Raw genomic sequence first — 14,230 nt, 5'->3', positions numbered from 1 at the left:
GATCAGCCGAGAGCGCCGGTCGCCCGTCCCGCAGCTTCGAACATGGCGATGATCTGTCCGACCTGTTCATCGCTATGCTCCGCACATAGCGAGCAACGCAGCAGGAAGGTTCCGGCAGGAGTGGCCGGAGGACGCGCCATGTTAACGTAAAGGCCAAGCTCCAGCAGGGCCTGCCACATGGCGACGGCCTGCGCCTGATCGGTCAGGATGACGGCGATGATCGCCGACTGTGGTTCCCTGGTCCCCAGCGTGAAGCCGAGATCGGTCAGCCCCTTGTGCAGCCGCTGGCTGTTCTTCCACAGATGCGCCCGCTTTTCGCCTGCATGCATCAGCTTGCGGATCGATGTGGCGGCGGTGGCGACAACGCTGGGCGGCAGCGAGGCGGTGAAAACATAGGGGCGGCAGACCAGCCGCAGCACTTCGAACTTGGGATGGTTGGATACGCAGAATCCGCCGACCGTCCCGACCGATTTGGAGAAGGTGCCGACGATGAAATCCACGTCCTTTTCGACGCCCTGTTCTTCATAGACGCCGCGGCCGTTGGGGCCGAAAAAGCCCATGCCATGCGCTTCATCGACCAGGATCATGCAGTTGGCATGCTTGCGGACGGCGGCCACCATTTCGGGCAGCGGCGCGACGTCACCCAGCATTGAGTAGACGCCCTCCAGCACCACCAGCTTCTGCGCGTCGGCGGGCAGGCGGCCAAGGCGCTTGTTCAGATCCTCGACGCTGTTGTGGCGGAAACGGACGATCTCCGCATCCCCTAAGAAACAGCCGTCATAGATGGACGCATGGCTGTCCGCGTCCAGCACGACATAGTCGCCCCGGCCCGCCAGCGTCGAAATCATGCCCAGATTGGCCTGATAGCCGGTCGAAAAGACCATGGCGCTGGACGTGCCGTAGAAATCCTTCAGCGCGTCCTCGACCTCCCTGTGTCCCTGATAAGTGCCGTTGAGGACGCGGCTGCCGGTCGTGCCCGCGCCGAATTCGTCCAGGGCCTTCTTGCCCGCGGCGACCACATCGGGATCAAATGTCATGCCCATATAGTTATAGGTGCCGAGCAGGATCGTTTCCTTGCCCTTGATGACGGCCAGGGTCGGCGACTTGACCTCATCCATGACGATCGCGAACGGGTCGCGCACGCCCGTGGCCAGCAGCGCCTCGCGCTCCGCGATCAGGGGATCGAATTTGGAAAAAAGGTCGCGCGCGCCTGCGACTTCGGCGGGCGTGTGGGCGTCGGTGGCGGTTTCAGCAGCTTCGGGCATATTCATTTCCCTAGCCGTTCGCGCGAGCAGTGACTGAGCGCAGCCGAAGGTCCGTACCAGAGCAGGGGCGCCCGGTTTCGGGTCCTTCGCAGGCCATATCCTCCGGCCGTCTTCGGCCCGGCGGGCTCAATCGCTCCTCAGGACGAACGGAATATCTTTTCAGGCCGTTCAGCCCTTCAGCTTCGCCACGGCATCCACAAGCTGGCCGACATTTTCGATTTCGGCCTGCATGTTCATGGTGATGATGATGTCGAATTCGTCTTCGATCGCCGCCACGAAATCCATGACGGTCAGGCTGTCCCATTCCAGGTCGCCCGCGAATGTAGTGGCCTCGGTCAGTTCGACACCCTTCTTGTTGAAGGGAGCGATCTGCGCCGCGATGCTGTCGAAAATCTGCTGGCGATCCGTCATTATCTGTTCAGGCTTTCCCATGAAGGGGCGGCTTGTGCCCCCAAGCCCCGCCTCTTGGCAAGGGAATAAGGCGGCAATCAGGCATGATCGCGCCCGATTGTGCCGCCACCGCCACCATCAGCGGAAATTATCGGCGTAGGCCTGGATCTTCAGCGTCTTGGGCGGGGTGGGGATGACGCTGTAGTCAAGCCCGTGCTTTTCCGCATAGGCTATCGCGGCCTCCCGCGACGGGAAGGTCAGCCGCACCTGGCTCTGCGTGTCGCCCGAACCGGCCCAGCCAGTCAGCGGATCGGGCCGCTTCGCTTCGGCGGCGGCAAATTCCAGCACCCATTTGTCGGTGTTCGCCTTGCCCGACTGCATGGCGTTCTTCTGGATCTGGTGGATGCGCGCGGACATCGAAGCGTCAAACTCCCTTTGGGAAACCGCCTTTGCGTTGCACCAGCGCGCGGCGCAAAGTCAAGGCTTGGCGCGCGCGTCGGCACGTTTCGTGCGCAGCGTCGCCGCCGCGCCCGCCGGGTCGTCAGGCCAGGGATGGCGGGGATAGCGCCCGCGCATTTCCTTCGCCACCGCGCTCCAGCTTCCCGACCAGAAGCCCGGCAGGTCGCGCGTCGTCTGGATCGGCCGCCCGGCGGGCGAGGTGAGCGAAAGCACCAGCGGGATGCGCGCGCTGCCCACCACCGGATGTTCGCTGAGGCCGAACAGCGCCTGCACCCGCAATTCGACACGGGGCCCGCCTTCGGCCGCATAGTCGATCGGGTGGCTGCTTCCCGCTGGCGAGCGGAATTCGGGCGGGGCGAGCCGGTCGAGCTGCTGCTTGCCGTCCCAGCCGATCAGTCCTTCCAGCACGGCGGACAGTTGCGAGCGGTCGATATCCGCCAGCCGCCGCCTGCCCGCCAGCAAGGGCGGGAGCCATTCGTCGAGGCTTGCCATGAGCGCTTCGGTGGACAGCGCCTCCACCCCGGCGAAAGCCGCGCGGGTGCGCAGCGATCGCGCCGCATCGGACCATGGGAGGAGGTCGAGGCCGCCTTGACGCACGCCTTCAACTAGCGAGTGAACTATCGCATTGGAATCGGGACGGTCGTCGGAGCCGGAGGACAGGCGCACGGCGCCGAGGCGGCGTTCGCGCAGGGCCTCGATCCCGCCGGTTTCAGGGCGGAAGCGCACGGTGCGGTGTTCCGCCACATGGCTGCCGAAAAGTGCCAGCACATCCGCTTCGCCGATGGCGGCGGCGGACAGGATGCGCGCGCCCGCCGCGCTGCCCTGCACCTCGCCCACGGCCAGCCATTCCTCGCGCGCCAGCGGGCTCAGGGGATCGAGCCGGAAGCCGCGCCCGCCCACGCTCGCCCATTCCGCGCCATCGCCGGAACGGCGCTTCGCCACCCGGTCGGGGAAGGCGAGCGCGAGGCAGATGCCGGTGGCGTGTTCGAAGTCAGCACCGGGTGGACGGGTCGCGGGCGTCTGGGCTGGCCCACCCCCGGCACCTCCCGTCAGCGGTAAGGGGGACGTCACGAGCTTTGCCCAGCGCTTGGCCATGGCGCGCGCCGCGTCCGCCCGCCTGCCGCTTTCCCGGCGCCAGCGGAGCCGCCGCTGCGAGAGGTCCGCATCCTGCCCGCCAATGCCGCGCTCGCCGAGCAGCACGGCGACTTCGGCTGCCACGCCGGTCAGACCCAGTTCGGCCGCGCGCACCAGCATATGGCCGATGCGCGGTTCCAGCGGCAGCTTGGCCAGCGCCTTGCCGTGGGCGGTGATCCGTCCATCGGCGTCGAGCGACTCCAGCACCGTCAGCCGCTTCCTCGCCTCGCTCACCGCGGCGGCGGGCGGGGGATCGAGCCAGCGCAGGGCGGCAGGGTCGCCGACGCCCCACAGCGCGCAGTCGAGCAGCAGGCCGGACAGGTCGCTTTCCAATATTTCGGGAGGATCGAAGGGCGGCATGCCCGCAGTCGCAGCCGCTTCCCACAGGCGATAGGCGACGCCGGGACGCTGCCGCGCCGCGCGGCCCGCGCGTTGCGTCGCCGCCGCCTGGCTAGCCCGTTCGGTCACCAGCCGGGTGACGCCCGCCGCCCGGTCATAGCGGGGCCGCCGCGCCAGCCCCGAATCGATGACGATCCGCACCCCGTCGATGGTCAGGCTGGTTTCCGCGATGGAGGTCGCCAGTATCAGCTTGCGCCGTCCCTCCCGCGAGGGGCGGATGGCGGCGCGCTGGGCGGCGGGGTCCAGACTGCCGTGCAGCTTGTGGAGTTCAATGTCCTCGCCCTCGACCCGATCGGCCGTGCGCTCGATCTCCGCCACGCCGGGCAGGAAGGCGAGGATGTCGCCCTCCGCTTCCTCCCTGAGCGCGCGGCGGATCGTGGCGGCCATGTCATCCTCGATCCGCTTTTCCGCCGAACGCCCGGCATGGCGCAGTTCGAGCGGCTGGATGCGGCCCTCGCTTTCGATCACCGGCGCGCCGTCCAGCAATTGGGCGAAGCGCGCGCCGTCCAGCGTCGCCGACATCGGTACGATGCGCAGGTCCGGCCGCAATGCCGCCTGCGCATCCAGAGCAAGCGCGAGCCCGAAATCGCTGTCCAGGCTACGCTCATGCACTTCGTCGAACAGCACGGCCGATATGCCGGACAGTTCCGGGTCATCCTGAATCCGCCGCACGAAGATGCCTTCGGTCAGCACCAATAGGCGGGTGCGGGCCGAGACTTTGGAATCCATCCGCGTGGCGTATCCCACGGTCCCGCCCGGCTGCTCGCCCATCAGTTCGGCGATGCGTTCGGCGGCAGCGCGCGCCGCCAGCCTGCGCGGGGACAGAAGCAGCACCTGACCCGTGCACCATGGCTGGTCGAGCAGGGCGGGCGCGACCGCCGTCGTCTTGCCCGCGCCCGGCGGCGCGACCAGCACGGCATTGCTGCCCCGGCGCAAGCTGGCGAGCAGATCGGGCAGCACGGCATGGATGGGCAGGGTGATCATCGCTGTGCGTGTCGCGCCATTTGGCGCAGGCTGCAAGGGTGGAGGAGATATGGCGAGGCTGTGCATTTTCCCCTCCACCATGCTTTGCATGTCCCCCTCCCCATCAAAAATGGGGAGGATTTCAGGTGGGGTTGCGGCTTGTGAACCAGAGGCCTGCGAGGCTGATCGCCGCCGCCGCCGACATATAGAGGCCGACGAGCGCCACGCCCTGCACCTGGATGAGCCAGGTCGCGACGATCGGGGCGAGCGCGCCGCCGATGATGCCGCCGAGGTTGAAGGCGAAGGATGCGCCGGTATAGCGCAACTGGACCGGGAAGAGATGGGGGAGATAGGCGCCCAGCGGCCCGTAGACGAAGCCCATCAGGAACAGCGCGAGGCTGAGGATCAGGAAGATCGGCAGCAACTGCCCGGTGCCCATGGCGGGACCGAAGATGACGCCCATCAGCACGGTGCCGATGCAGCCCGCCACCAGCACGCGGGTGGGGCTGGTCTTGTCCGACCACCAGCCTGCGATGACGATGCTGATCGCCATGAACAGGATCGCGCCAAGCTGGACCGCGAGGAAGATTTCCCGGTCGATCTTGAGCGTGGTGGTGCCGTAGCCGAGCGCGAAGGCGGTGGCGATATAATAGACGGCGAAACAGGCGACCACGGCGAAGGTGCCCGCGATCGCCGCGCCCAGATGGCTGGAGAACAATGTGGCGAGCGGCAGGGCGGGCGGGGGCGCTTCGGCCTGGGCGGCGGCGAATTCCGGCGTTTCGGTGAGCTTGAGCCGGACCCAGAGGCCCAGGAAGACCAGCACCGCGCTGCCAAGGAAGGGCAGGCGCCAGCCCCAGGCGAAGAAATCCTCGTCCGTCAGGAACATGCCGAGAATCAGGAACAGTCCATTGGCGGCCAGGAAGCCGACGGGCGCGCCAAGCTGCGGGAACATGCCGAAGCGCGCGCGCCAGCCGGGCGGGGCGTTTTCCACCGCCAGCAGCGCCGCGCCGCCCCATTCGCCGCCAAGACCGAAGCCCTGGCCAAAGCGCAGGATGCACAGGATCAGCGGCGCCCACCAGCCGATCATCTGATAGGTCGGCAGGAATCCGATGGCGAGCGTCGACCCGCCCATCAGCATGAGCGAGGTGACCAGCGTCGCCTTGCGTCCGATGCGGTCGCCATAATGGCCGAACACCGCCGCGCCCAACGGCCGCGCGAAGAAAGCGAGGGCAAGGGAGCCATAGGCCGCCAGCAACTGGGCCGAGGGGGATGAGGCGGGGAAGAAGAGGGGGCCGAACACCAGGCTGGCGGCGGTCGCATAGATGTAGAAATCGTAGAATTCGACCGCCGTGCCGATCAGGCTGGCCGCCAGCACCCGCTTGTGGCGCAGCATCGCTCCGATACCTTCGTTAGCCATCGTCCTCTTCTTCCCCCCTGAAAATCCGTCAGGCCGCCTTATCCGCCGCTCGCCGCAAGGGCCGTCCTTTTCAAGGAAAAGAGAGGGGCTTCGACAGGATCAGCCCGAACGGATGAGGATGACCGGCCTTGCTCTATCGCTTCGCTCGCTTCTGGTTCAGCAGTTCATAGGCCATCACCGCGCAGGCGACGGCGGCGTTGAGGCTGTCGGCCTTGCCCAGCATCGGCATCTTCACAAGCTGGTCGCATTCCGCCTCATAGGCTTCCGGCAGTCCTTGCGCCTCGTTCCCGACCAGCAGGAAGGAGGGGCTGGCATAGCGCGGCTCCTGATAATCCTGAGTCGCCTTGAGGCTGGTGCCGATCAGTTCGCCCGGCCCCTGCCGCAGCCAGTGCATGAATTCGCCCCAGCGGGCCTGGGTGATGGACTGGGTGAAGAGCGCGCCCATGGATGCGCGCACGGACTCGACGGAAAAGGGATCGACGCAATCGTCGATCAGGATGAGGCCGCCCGCGCCCACGGCATCGCCCGTGCGCAGGATGGTGCCGAGATTTCCGGGGTCGCGCAGCGATTGGGCGACGATCCATATGCCGGCCTTGGTCCGGTCCAGCTTATCAAGGGGGGTCAGCCGGTCGCGATAGACGCCCACGACCGCCTGGGGATTATCCTTGCCCGATATTTTCGACAGAATGTCCGGCGTGGTTTCGATGACGTCGCCGCCCGCCGCCTCCATCGCGGCGATCAGATCGGCGGCGAGGGGATGGCTGGACCCTGCGTGGAACAGCATTTCGGGCAGCACGCCTTCTTCCCGCGCTTCGGTGAGAATGCGCAGCCCTTCCGCCAGGAACAGCCCTTCGGCCTTGCGGAATTTCTTTTCGCGCAGGGATCGGACACGCTTCACCAGCGGGTTGGAAAATCCGGTGATCTCGCGTGCCACTGCGCCTGCTTTCCTCCTTGGGACGAGGCGGCCTCTCTATCGGGCCGGGGCGGCGCGAGAAAGAGCTATTCTTCGCCGAACTTGTCTTCGACCAGCATGACCAGCTTGCCCAGCGATTCCGCCGCTTCGGGACCAGTGGCGCTGATGGTGATGGAATCCCCCAGCGCCGCGCCCAGCATCATCAGGCCCATGATGGACGTGCCCGTCACCTCGCTGCCGTCCTTGCGCACGGTGATCTGCGCGGGAAGGCCGCTGGCGAGCGTCACGAACTTGGCGCTTGCCCGCGCGTGCAGACCGCGCTTGTTGCTGATCAGGACTTCCCGGCTGATTTCGCTCATGTGGTGCTGCCCAACAATTCCGATGCGACGCTGATATATTTCTGCCCGGCTTCGCGGGCGGCGGCGACAGCCTGGCGCACGTCCATGACCTTGCGCGCGCTTTCCAGGCGGATGAGCATGGGCAGGTTGATGCCCGCGATCACTTCGATCTCGCCCGCCTTGAGCAGCGATATGGCGAGGTTGGAGGGCGTGCCGCCGAACAGGTCGGTCAGCAGGATGACGCCCGATCCGTCATTCACCCGCTCCACCGCCGAGGCGATGTCGGCGCGGCGCACCTCCATATCATCTTCCGGGCCGATGCAGATGGTTTCGATCTGCTGCTGCGGGCCGACCACATGCTCCATGGCCACGACAAATTCGGTCGCCAGCGATCCATGAGTGACGAGTACGAGTCCGATCATCTACTTACGAGGCCCACTTTTTTCATGATTGAGCTTTCGGGCCTCCCGGTCTGCGCTTCTCCAGGGCGTCCTGGGGCGCTGATTCCATATTGCGGTGCGAGATCGTGGGCGAAAAGCCCGCATGTTGCAAGTATTTGGCGACACGGTCGGCAACATGCACCGAACGATGCCGTCCGCCGGTGCAGCCGAACGCGACGGTGACATAGCTTTTCCCGCTGTCCGCATAGCGCGGCAGGAGCATCGCCAGAAGCTCCTCTATCCGGCGGACGGAGTCCTCATAAGCCGGATCTTCGGCGATATAGGCGGCGACGGCGGGATCGAGCCCGGTCCTGGGCCGCAGCTCATCGTCCCAATGCGGATTGCGCAGGAAGCGCATGTCGAACATCAGGTCCGCGTTCAGGGGCACGCCGCGCGAAAAGCCGAAGGACATGATCGTCAGCACCGGCGCGGACAGGCCGTCGCGGGAAAAGCGGTTGCGGATTTCCTGTTGCAGGCCGTTGCTGGTGAGGCTGGTGGTGTCGATCACATGGGTCGCCCAGCGGCGCATCGGCTCCGTCAGTTCACGCTCGCGCGCGAGGCCATGGGCGGCGGGCCGGTCGGACGCCAGCGGGTGGCGGCGGCGCGTTTCGGCGAAGCGCCGCTCCAGCTCCATGTCGGAACAGTCGAGAAACAGCGTTTCGATGTCATGGCCGTGACGGGAGCGCAGCGCCTTAATCCGCTGGACGATGGCGTTGGCGTTGAAGCCGCGGGTGCGCGCGTCGATGCCGATCGCCAGCGGCCGGTCGTCAAGCTCCCCATGGCCAGCGGGCACGGGCGTGTCGAGCAGCCGTTCCAGCAGCAGCAGGGGAAGATTGTCCACCACTTCCCACCCCATATCCTCCAACGTCTTGAGCGCGGTCGTCTTGCCCGCGCCCGAAAGGCCCGACACGAGAAGGATAGTCTTGGGGGGCGGAGCGTTCATGCCAGCCCCGCCATCCTGAGCGCGAGTTCGACCTTGACCGGCGCGGATGGCTCCAGCCCCGCGAGCCTGATCACCGGCACCTGCGCGCCCGCGACGGACCGCATTTCAGGATCGGCGGGCATGCGCTCCACATGCTGGCCAAGGTCGATGATCAGGGCGACGCGCGCAGATTCGACGCATGGCATGTCGACAAGGCCGATGCCGCGCACCTCCATCCTGCCCGCGATGGTGGCGGGGGCGCTGGCCTCCAGCCGCCCGTCCGTCCAAGTGACCACCGTATAATCGTCGCTGATCAGCGTGGCGCCCCTGTCGATCAGGCGCAGCGCAAGGTCGGACTTGCCCGCGCCGCTGGGGCCGGACAGCAGCACCGCGCGTCCGCCGATGGAGACGCTGCTTGCGTGCAGGGTTTCGGATGATTGTTGCCGCGTCATATCGCTCCACCCTTCATAGACCCAGTTCAGGGCGGTGGGAATCGATTTGATGGGAAAGCCGGCTCTGTCCTATTCCGACACAATGCCGGGGTCGCGTTCCACGGCCATGGGCAGGCGGAGCATGAAGCAGGCGCCGCTCTGATTGTCCTCACGATCGGCGATGCTGATCTTGCCCTGATGCCCCTCCACGATGGAACGGGCGATGGCGAGGCCCAGCCCCGAATGCTTGCCGAAAGCCTCATTTTCGGGGCGGACGCTGTGGAAGCGGCGGAAGACATGCTCGCGCTGCGACTCCGGCACGCCGGGCCCTTCATCCTCGACGCTCACCAGCACTTCATTGTCGGCGACGGTCGCGACGATCTGCACCAGCCCGCCGTCGGGGGAGAAGGAGATGGCGTTGTCGATCAGATTGTCGAGCACGCGCATCAGCCGCTGTTCCTCGCCCAGGACCACGGCGACATCCTTGCGCGGGCGGGCGAAGGCCAAGCGCACGCCGCGCGGGACGCCCCGCGCCTCGCGTGCGACGACCATGCGTTCGATCAGCAGGCCAAGGTCGATCGGTTCGAAGCGGGTGCGGGAGAGCTGCGCATCGATCCGCGAGGCTTCGGCAATGTCGGTCACCAGCCGGTCGAGGCGGCGCACATCGTCCTGCGCGATCGCCATCAACTGCGCGCGCAGGTCCGGCCGGTCGACCCGGTCCAGCGCGTCGAGGGCAGACCGCAGCGAGGCGATGGGATTCTTGAGTTCATGGCTGACGTCGGCGGCGAAGGCGTCGGTTGCGTCGATGCGCTGCCGCAGGGCGTGGCTCATGTCCGACAGGGCGCGGGCGAGCATGCCGATTTCGTCCCGGCGGTCGGGCAGGCGCGGGACGGTGACTTCGCGCGCGCGCCCCAGCCGGACGCGCACGGCGGCGCGGGCGAGGCGCTGGAGCGGCTGGACGATGGTGCGGGCGAGGAACAGCGAGAGCAGCACGGACGCCAGCACGGCGGCGGCGATGACTATGCCCAGCCGCAGCCGCTCCGCCCGCACGGTGCGGGTGATGTCGCGCGCATTTTCGGTGGCGAGCAGGCTGGTCCCGTCCTTCACGCTTGCCGCCGCCGATATCATGAAAGTGCGGTCGGGCGCATAGCGGTTCATCGCCTGGGGCTTGCCCGTCTTGCGCGCCAGCATCAGTTCGGGCCAGGCTTCGGCCCGGTCCACCGCCGGTTCCTCGAAGCTGGGCGGGCTGTCGGCGGATACGACGCGGTCCACGACCCGGTCGAGGAAGCGGGCGACATGGCGCTTCCATTCCTCTTCGTCGGGCGTGCGCAGGCGGTAGCGCGGGGCGTCCATGGTGAAGCTGTCGGCGATCAGCCTGCCGTCCGGGGCATAGCGGCGGACGCGGTCCCTGGTCTGCCGCGCATAGGCGGCGATCAGCGCGTCATGGCGGTCGGCGGGCGCATTTTCCAGGCCCAGCGCGAGCAGCTTGAGTTCGCGCGCCGATTGCTGGAGCCGCGCATCGACGATCCGCGTGCGATAGCTGTCCAGATAGAAGAAGCCGCCCGCCAGCAGCGCGAGGGCGAAGACGTTGACCGCCAGGATGCGCGGGGTCAGGCTGATCCGCCCGGACCAGCGCAGCCCTCCGCCCCCCCGGAGATCATTCTTCAGAGAAACGGTATCCGGCGCCATAGAGGGTGTCGATTGCGTTGAATTCGGGGTCGACCTCGCGGAATTTGCGGCGGAGGCGCTTGATGTGGCTGTCGATGGTGCGGTCGTCGACATAAACGTCATCCTGATAGGCGGCATCCATCAACTGGTTGCGGTTCTTGACCACGCCGGGGCGCGTCGCCAGCGTTTCGAGTATGAGGAATTCGGTGACGGTCAGCGTGACGTCGCGGCCGAGCCACTTCACGCGATGCCGGGCCGGGTCCATTTCCAGCCGCCCGCGCACGATCGGTTCGGATACCGGCTCGCCGGGCGTTTCGACCGCCCGGCTGACTTCCGCCCGGCGCAATATGGCGCGGATGCGCGCGATCAGCAGCCGCTGCGAAAAGGGCTTGGAGATATAGTCGTCCGCGCCCATCGCCAGCCCCAGCGCCTCGTCCAGCTCATCGGCCTTGGACGTCAGGAAGATGACGGGCATCTGGCTCTTTTCCCGCAGGCGGCGGAGCAGTTCCAGCCCGTCCATGCCCGGCATCTTGATGTCGAACACGGCCAGGTCGGCCGGATTGTCCACCAGCGCCTTGAGCGCCGCGTCCGGGTCGGAATAAAGGCGCGTCATGAAGCCTTCGCTCTGCAAGGCGATGGACACGGATGTCAGGATATTCTTGTCATCATCCACAAGGGCGATGGTTGCGCTCATGCTTCGTCCCGTCGATCGTCCGCTAATCCCTGGCAGGCCCGGCAGGCCCGCAATGCTGCGTTAGACCATGGCCGCTCCCCCCGCAAGAAAGGGGTAGGCGCTTGCCCCCGCGCGACGAGCAGAGAAAATCGCCGCAAAGCAAGGCCGCCGGGGGTTTGACGCTGGGCCCTCAAAAAGGCTATGCCGCCAACCGTCTGCAATAAATGACGCCGCACGTTCAAGGATGTGGCGCTGAGGGGCGGATCGGTCGCAAGCGGTCGTTGTTCGCGATCTGAGAGTTTTGACATCAGGAGTTAAGGCGTGCAGGCCAAATCCTCTACTACCCTGGATCATCAGGGCATTACCACCAATGCTGTGCAGTTCTGGAATTTGGGCACCGCGCCGCTGGTCGAAGCCGCGATCGTCAATGGCGAAGGCGTGCTGGCGAAGGACGGCCCGCTGGTCGTCAAGACGGGCAAGCATACGGGCCGTTCGGCCAATGACAAGTTCATCGTCAGGGATGCGGAAACCGAATCCACCATCTGGTGGGGCAAAACCAATGTGCCGATGACGCCGGAACATTTCGCCGCGCTGAAGGCCGACTTCTTCAAGGCGCTGGCCGAAAAGGACAAGCTCTATGTCGCCGACCTGTTCGGCGGGTCGCAGCCCGAATATCGCGTCAATGTGCGCGTCATCAACGAACTGGCCTGGCACAACCTGTTCATCCGCACGCTGCTGGTGCGGCCGGGCGCTGAGGAACTGACGGGCTTCACGCCTGAATATACGATCATCGACCTGCCGACATTCCAGGCGGACCCTGCGCGCCACGGCACCCGCAGCGAAACGGTGATCGCGGTCAATTTCACCGAGAAGCTGATCCTGATCGGCGGCACGCGCTATGCGGGCGAGATGAAGAAGTCGGTGTTCGGCATCCTCAACTATCTGCTGCCCACCAAGGGCGTGATGCCGATGCACTGTTCGGCCAATATCGGCGCGAACGGCGATACGGCGGTGTTCTTCGGCCTGTCCGGCACAGGCAAGACGACCCTGTCGGCCGATGCCAGCCGCACCCTGATCGGCGACGACGAGCATGGCTGGTCGGACACGGCGGTCTTCAACTTCGAAGGCGGCTGCTATGCCAAGATGATCAACCTGTCGGCCGAGGCCGAGCCGGAGATCTTCGCCACCACCAAGCGGTTCGGCACGGTGCTGGAAAATGTCGTCATCGACGAGGATACGCGCGAGATCGACCTGGACGACAACAGCCTGGCGGAAAACAGCCGTGGGTCCTACCCGATCGACTTCATTCCCAATGCGTCGGAAAAGAATCTGGGTCCGGTGCCCAAGAACATCATCTTCCTGACCGCCGACGCCTATGGCGTGCTGCCGCCGATCGCGCGGCTGACGCCGGATCAGGCCATGTACCATTTCCTGTCGGGCTACACCGCGCGCGTGGCGGGCACCGAGATCGGCGTCACGGAGCCATCGGCGACCTTCTCCACCTGCTTCGGCGCGCCCTTCATGCCGCGTCACCCTTCGGTCTACGGCAATCTGCTCAAGGACCGGATCAACAAGGGCGGCGTCACCTGCTGGCTGGTGAACACCGGCTGGACGGGCGGCAAATATGGCGTCGGCAAGCGCATGCCGATCAAGGTCACGCGCGCGCTGCTCAATGCGGCGCTGGACGGCAGCCTGAACGATGCCGAATTCCGCACCGATCCCAATTTCGGGTTCCAGGTGCCGGTGGCGGTGCCGGGCGTGGATTCGACCATTCTCGATCCGCGCGCGACCTGGGCCGACCAGGCCGCCTATGACGAAACCGCGACCAAGCTGGTGAAGCAGTTCGTGGACAATTTCGCCCAGTTCGAAAGCCATGTGGACGCTTCGGTGCGCGAGGCGGCGCTGACCGCCGCCTGAGGAGTCCGTCAAGAGACAAGGCAGGGAGCCGGTGGGGAAGGACCCCATCGGCTCTTTTCCTTTTGGTCTGCCTGCGGCGGTGCTATGTTGCGGCGAATTGAGCAGCATTTGGGGATGGCGATGTTTAACGATCTTCTGCACAGCGTTGGCGGCCTGGAAGCGGTGGCCGGACAGTTGGGCGTTACCCCGGAGCAGATGCAGGCATTGATGACGGAGATTGGCGGCAGGATCGCGGCAGGCGAGACGGACGTCACCGCTCTGGCCGCAACGGCGGCGGAGCATGGCGTGTCGGCTGACGGCCTCCAGACGCTGCTCGCCAAGTTTGGCGGGCCGGAAGCGATCATGGGCGCGATCGGCGGCTTGTTCGACCGTGACGGCGACGGCAACCCGATCAACGAACTCAGCCGTTTGGCCAAGGGCCTGTTCGGCTGACGCTACGGCGAGGCAGGTTTCTTTGCTCGCCTAGATGCGAAAGATTCGCATCGGGGGCTGCATCATCCCTGAAAAGCGGCTATGGTCCGCGCCGCCATACGATTGTACGGCGCTAAGCGGGGGATTGTGACCATGGCTTTTACGCTGCGCGCGGGCGCGGCCCTTGCGGCTGTGATCCTGTTGAACATCTATGCCGGGAGCGGGCAATTCACGCAGCCCGGCAGGGGAGCGGCTGGCGAAGGGGCGCGGCGATCCGGTGAAAGTCAGTTTCGCCTGCGGCATGGCGGAGCGCCGCTCCACTCTCTATATCTGCCCCATGGCCTGAGCCATTTGGCGGCGTTGAAGATCATCAGCTATCGGGCGCAAAAGTTTTTTCACCTTGCCTTCGCGGTGCCGGAAAGGCATTCGCCCGCCAACATTTATTGCGAAAGCCACGCAACTAGCGCTTGCTGACCGGGGACGCTGGCGG

Annotated in this window: 15 protein-coding genes; 3 read left to right on the top strand and 12 right to left on the bottom strand. The window is 66.0% G+C overall.

Translation table 11 applies throughout. The features are described 5' to 3' along the window. Positions 1–2: 2 nt before the first annotated feature. The 12 genes from ET21_RS0110495 to ET21_RS0110440 all read right to left on the bottom strand — a co-directional run bounded on the left by ET21_RS0110495 (position 3) and on the right by ET21_RS0110440 (position 11,433). Positions 3–1,265 carry an aminotransferase class I/II-fold pyridoxal phosphate-dependent enzyme gene (locus ET21_RS0110495; RefSeq protein WP_030539637.1) on the bottom strand — a complete coding sequence of 421 codons (1,263 nt, stop codon included), beginning with the start codon at positions 1,263–1,265 and terminating at the stop codon, positions 3–5. A gap of 168 nt (positions 1,266–1,433) precedes the next feature. Then, entirely contained in the window at positions 1,434–1,676 is a 243-nt protein-coding gene (locus tag ET21_RS0110490; protein WP_030539636.1) for an acyl carrier protein, read from the bottom strand. 117 nt (positions 1,677–1,793) lie between these two features. Continuing rightward, positions 1,794–2,072: an ETC complex I subunit gene (locus ET21_RS0110485; protein ID WP_021237309.1), complete on the bottom strand. Its 279-nt coding sequence runs from the start codon at positions 2,070–2,072 to the stop codon at positions 1,794–1,796. A gap of 60 nt (positions 2,073–2,132) precedes the next feature. Continuing rightward, positions 2,133–4,631 (bottom strand): ATP-dependent helicase HrpB, encoded by a 2,499-nt coding sequence (gene hrpB, locus ET21_RS0110480; RefSeq protein WP_030539635.1) that lies wholly within the window; start codon positions 4,629–4,631, stop codon positions 2,133–2,135. Positions 4,632–4,752: 121 nt separating this feature from the next. Next, the gene (locus ET21_RS0110475; RefSeq protein ID WP_037470709.1) at positions 4,753–6,027 is read right to left on the bottom strand and encodes an MFS transporter; all 1,275 of its coding nucleotides are present in this window, start codon (positions 6,025–6,027) and stop codon (positions 4,753–4,755) included. A 133-nt stretch (positions 6,028–6,160) separates the two neighbouring features. After that, on the bottom strand, positions 6,161–6,961 hold the full coding sequence (locus tag ET21_RS0110470; RefSeq protein WP_021238300.1) for an RNA methyltransferase: 801 nt from the start codon (positions 6,959–6,961) through the stop codon (positions 6,161–6,163). A gap of 65 nt (positions 6,962–7,026) precedes the next feature. After that, complete coding sequence (locus tag ET21_RS0110465; RefSeq protein ID WP_021238299.1) at positions 7,027–7,299, bottom strand: HPr family phosphocarrier protein; 273 nt, start codon at positions 7,297–7,299, stop codon at positions 7,027–7,029. After that, positions 7,296–7,700, bottom strand: coding sequence for a PTS sugar transporter subunit IIA (locus ET21_RS0110460; protein ID WP_021238298.1), 405 nt, complete (start codon positions 7,698–7,700; stop codon positions 7,296–7,298). The genes ET21_RS0110465 and ET21_RS0110460 overlap by 4 nt, the downstream gene beginning before the upstream one ends. Before the next feature lie 22 nt (positions 7,701–7,722). Beyond that, a complete protein-coding gene (rapZ, locus tag ET21_RS0110455) occupies positions 7,723–8,661 on the bottom strand; it encodes an RNase adapter RapZ (RefSeq protein ID WP_021238297.1) in 939 nt (312 codons plus the stop codon). Further along, positions 8,658–9,092, bottom strand: a complete 435-nt coding sequence (locus ET21_RS0110450; RefSeq protein ID WP_030539633.1) for an HPr kinase/phosphorylase — start codon at positions 9,090–9,092, stop codon at positions 8,658–8,660. The genes rapZ and ET21_RS0110450 overlap by 4 nt, the downstream gene beginning before the upstream one ends. Before the next feature lie 69 nt (positions 9,093–9,161). Then, entirely contained in the window at positions 9,162–10,760 is a 1,599-nt protein-coding gene (locus tag ET21_RS0110445) for a stimulus-sensing domain-containing protein (protein ID WP_030539632.1), read from the bottom strand. Next, positions 10,729–11,433: a response regulator transcription factor gene (locus ET21_RS0110440; protein ID WP_021238294.1), complete on the bottom strand. Its 705-nt coding sequence runs from the start codon at positions 11,431–11,433 to the stop codon at positions 10,729–10,731. Before ET21_RS0110440 ends, ET21_RS0110445 begins: the two co-directional genes overlap by 32 nt. 300 nt (positions 11,434–11,733) lie before the next feature. Here ET21_RS0110440 and ET21_RS0110435 point away from each other — a divergent pair, with 300 nt between their 5' ends. The 3 genes from ET21_RS0110435 (at position 11,734) to ET21_RS0110425 (ending at position 14,214) form a co-directional block, all read left to right on the top strand. Continuing rightward, on the top strand, positions 11,734–13,329 hold the full coding sequence (locus tag ET21_RS0110435) for a phosphoenolpyruvate carboxykinase (protein WP_030539631.1): 1,596 nt from the start codon (positions 11,734–11,736) through the stop codon (positions 13,327–13,329). Between the two features lie 114 nt (positions 13,330–13,443). Then, positions 13,444–13,761, top strand: coding sequence for a hypothetical protein (locus tag ET21_RS0110430; RefSeq protein WP_021238292.1), 318 nt, complete (start codon positions 13,444–13,446; stop codon positions 13,759–13,761). A 132-nt stretch (positions 13,762–13,893) separates the two neighbouring features. Next, positions 13,894–14,214 carry a hypothetical protein gene (locus ET21_RS0110425; protein ID WP_030539630.1) on the top strand — a complete coding sequence of 107 codons (321 nt, stop codon included), beginning with the start codon at positions 13,894–13,896 and terminating at the stop codon, positions 14,212–14,214. Positions 14,215–14,230: the final 16 nt, after the last annotated feature.

Source organism: Sphingobium sp. DC-2 (assembly GCF_000722555.1).
In the GTDB taxonomy this organism is placed as follows: Bacteria; Pseudomonadota; Alphaproteobacteria; order Sphingomonadales; family Sphingomonadaceae; genus Sphingobium; species Sphingobium quisquiliarum.
The sequence above is the reverse complement of the archived record's forward strand: the minus strand, read 5'-3'. Positions and strand labels throughout refer to the sequence as shown.

What these genes read in the sequence shown, in the direction of transcription:
- ET21_RS0110465 (WP_021238299.1), bottom strand. Translation starts at nt 7,299, where the DNA reads ATGAGCGAAATCAGCCGGGAAGTCCTGATCAGCAACAAGCGCGGTCTG.
- ET21_RS0110440 (WP_021238294.1), bottom strand. Translation starts at nt 11,433, where the DNA reads ATGAGCGCAACCATCGCCCTTGTGGATGATGACAAGAATATCCTGACA.
- ET21_RS0110460 (WP_021238298.1), bottom strand. Translation starts at nt 7,700, where the DNA reads ATGATCGGACTCGTACTCGTCACTCATGGATCGCTGGCGACCGAATTT.
- ET21_RS0110475 (WP_037470709.1), bottom strand. Translation starts at nt 6,027, where the DNA reads ATGGCTAACGAAGGTATCGGAGCGATGCTGCGCCACAAGCGGGTGCTG.
- ET21_RS0110495 (WP_030539637.1), bottom strand. Translation starts at nt 1,265, where the DNA reads ATGCCCGAAGCTGCTGAAACCGCCACCGACGCCCACACGCCCGCCGAA.
- ET21_RS0110490 (WP_030539636.1), bottom strand. Translation starts at nt 1,676, where the DNA reads ATGACGGATCGCCAGCAGATTTTCGACAGCATCGCGGCGCAGATCGCT.
- ET21_RS0110485 (WP_021237309.1), bottom strand. Translation starts at nt 2,072, where the DNA reads ATGTCCGCGCGCATCCACCAGATCCAGAAGAACGCCATGCAGTCGGGC.
- ET21_RS0110430 (WP_021238292.1), top strand. Translation starts at nt 13,444, where the DNA reads ATGGCGATGTTTAACGATCTTCTGCACAGCGTTGGCGGCCTGGAAGCG.
- ET21_RS0110445 (WP_030539632.1), bottom strand. Translation starts at nt 10,760, where the DNA reads ATGGCGCCGGATACCGTTTCTCTGAAGAATGATCTCCGGGGGGGCGGA.
- ET21_RS0110425 (WP_030539630.1), top strand. Translation starts at nt 13,894, where the DNA reads ATGGCTTTTACGCTGCGCGCGGGCGCGGCCCTTGCGGCTGTGATCCTG.
- ET21_RS0110450 (WP_030539633.1), bottom strand. Translation starts at nt 9,092, where the DNA reads ATGACGCGGCAACAATCATCCGAAACCCTGCACGCAAGCAGCGTCTCC.
- rapZ (WP_021238297.1), bottom strand. Translation starts at nt 8,661, where the DNA reads ATGAACGCTCCGCCCCCCAAGACTATCCTTCTCGTGTCGGGCCTTTCG.
- hrpB (WP_030539635.1), bottom strand. Translation starts at nt 4,631, where the DNA reads ATGATCACCCTGCCCATCCATGCCGTGCTGCCCGATCTGCTCGCCAGC.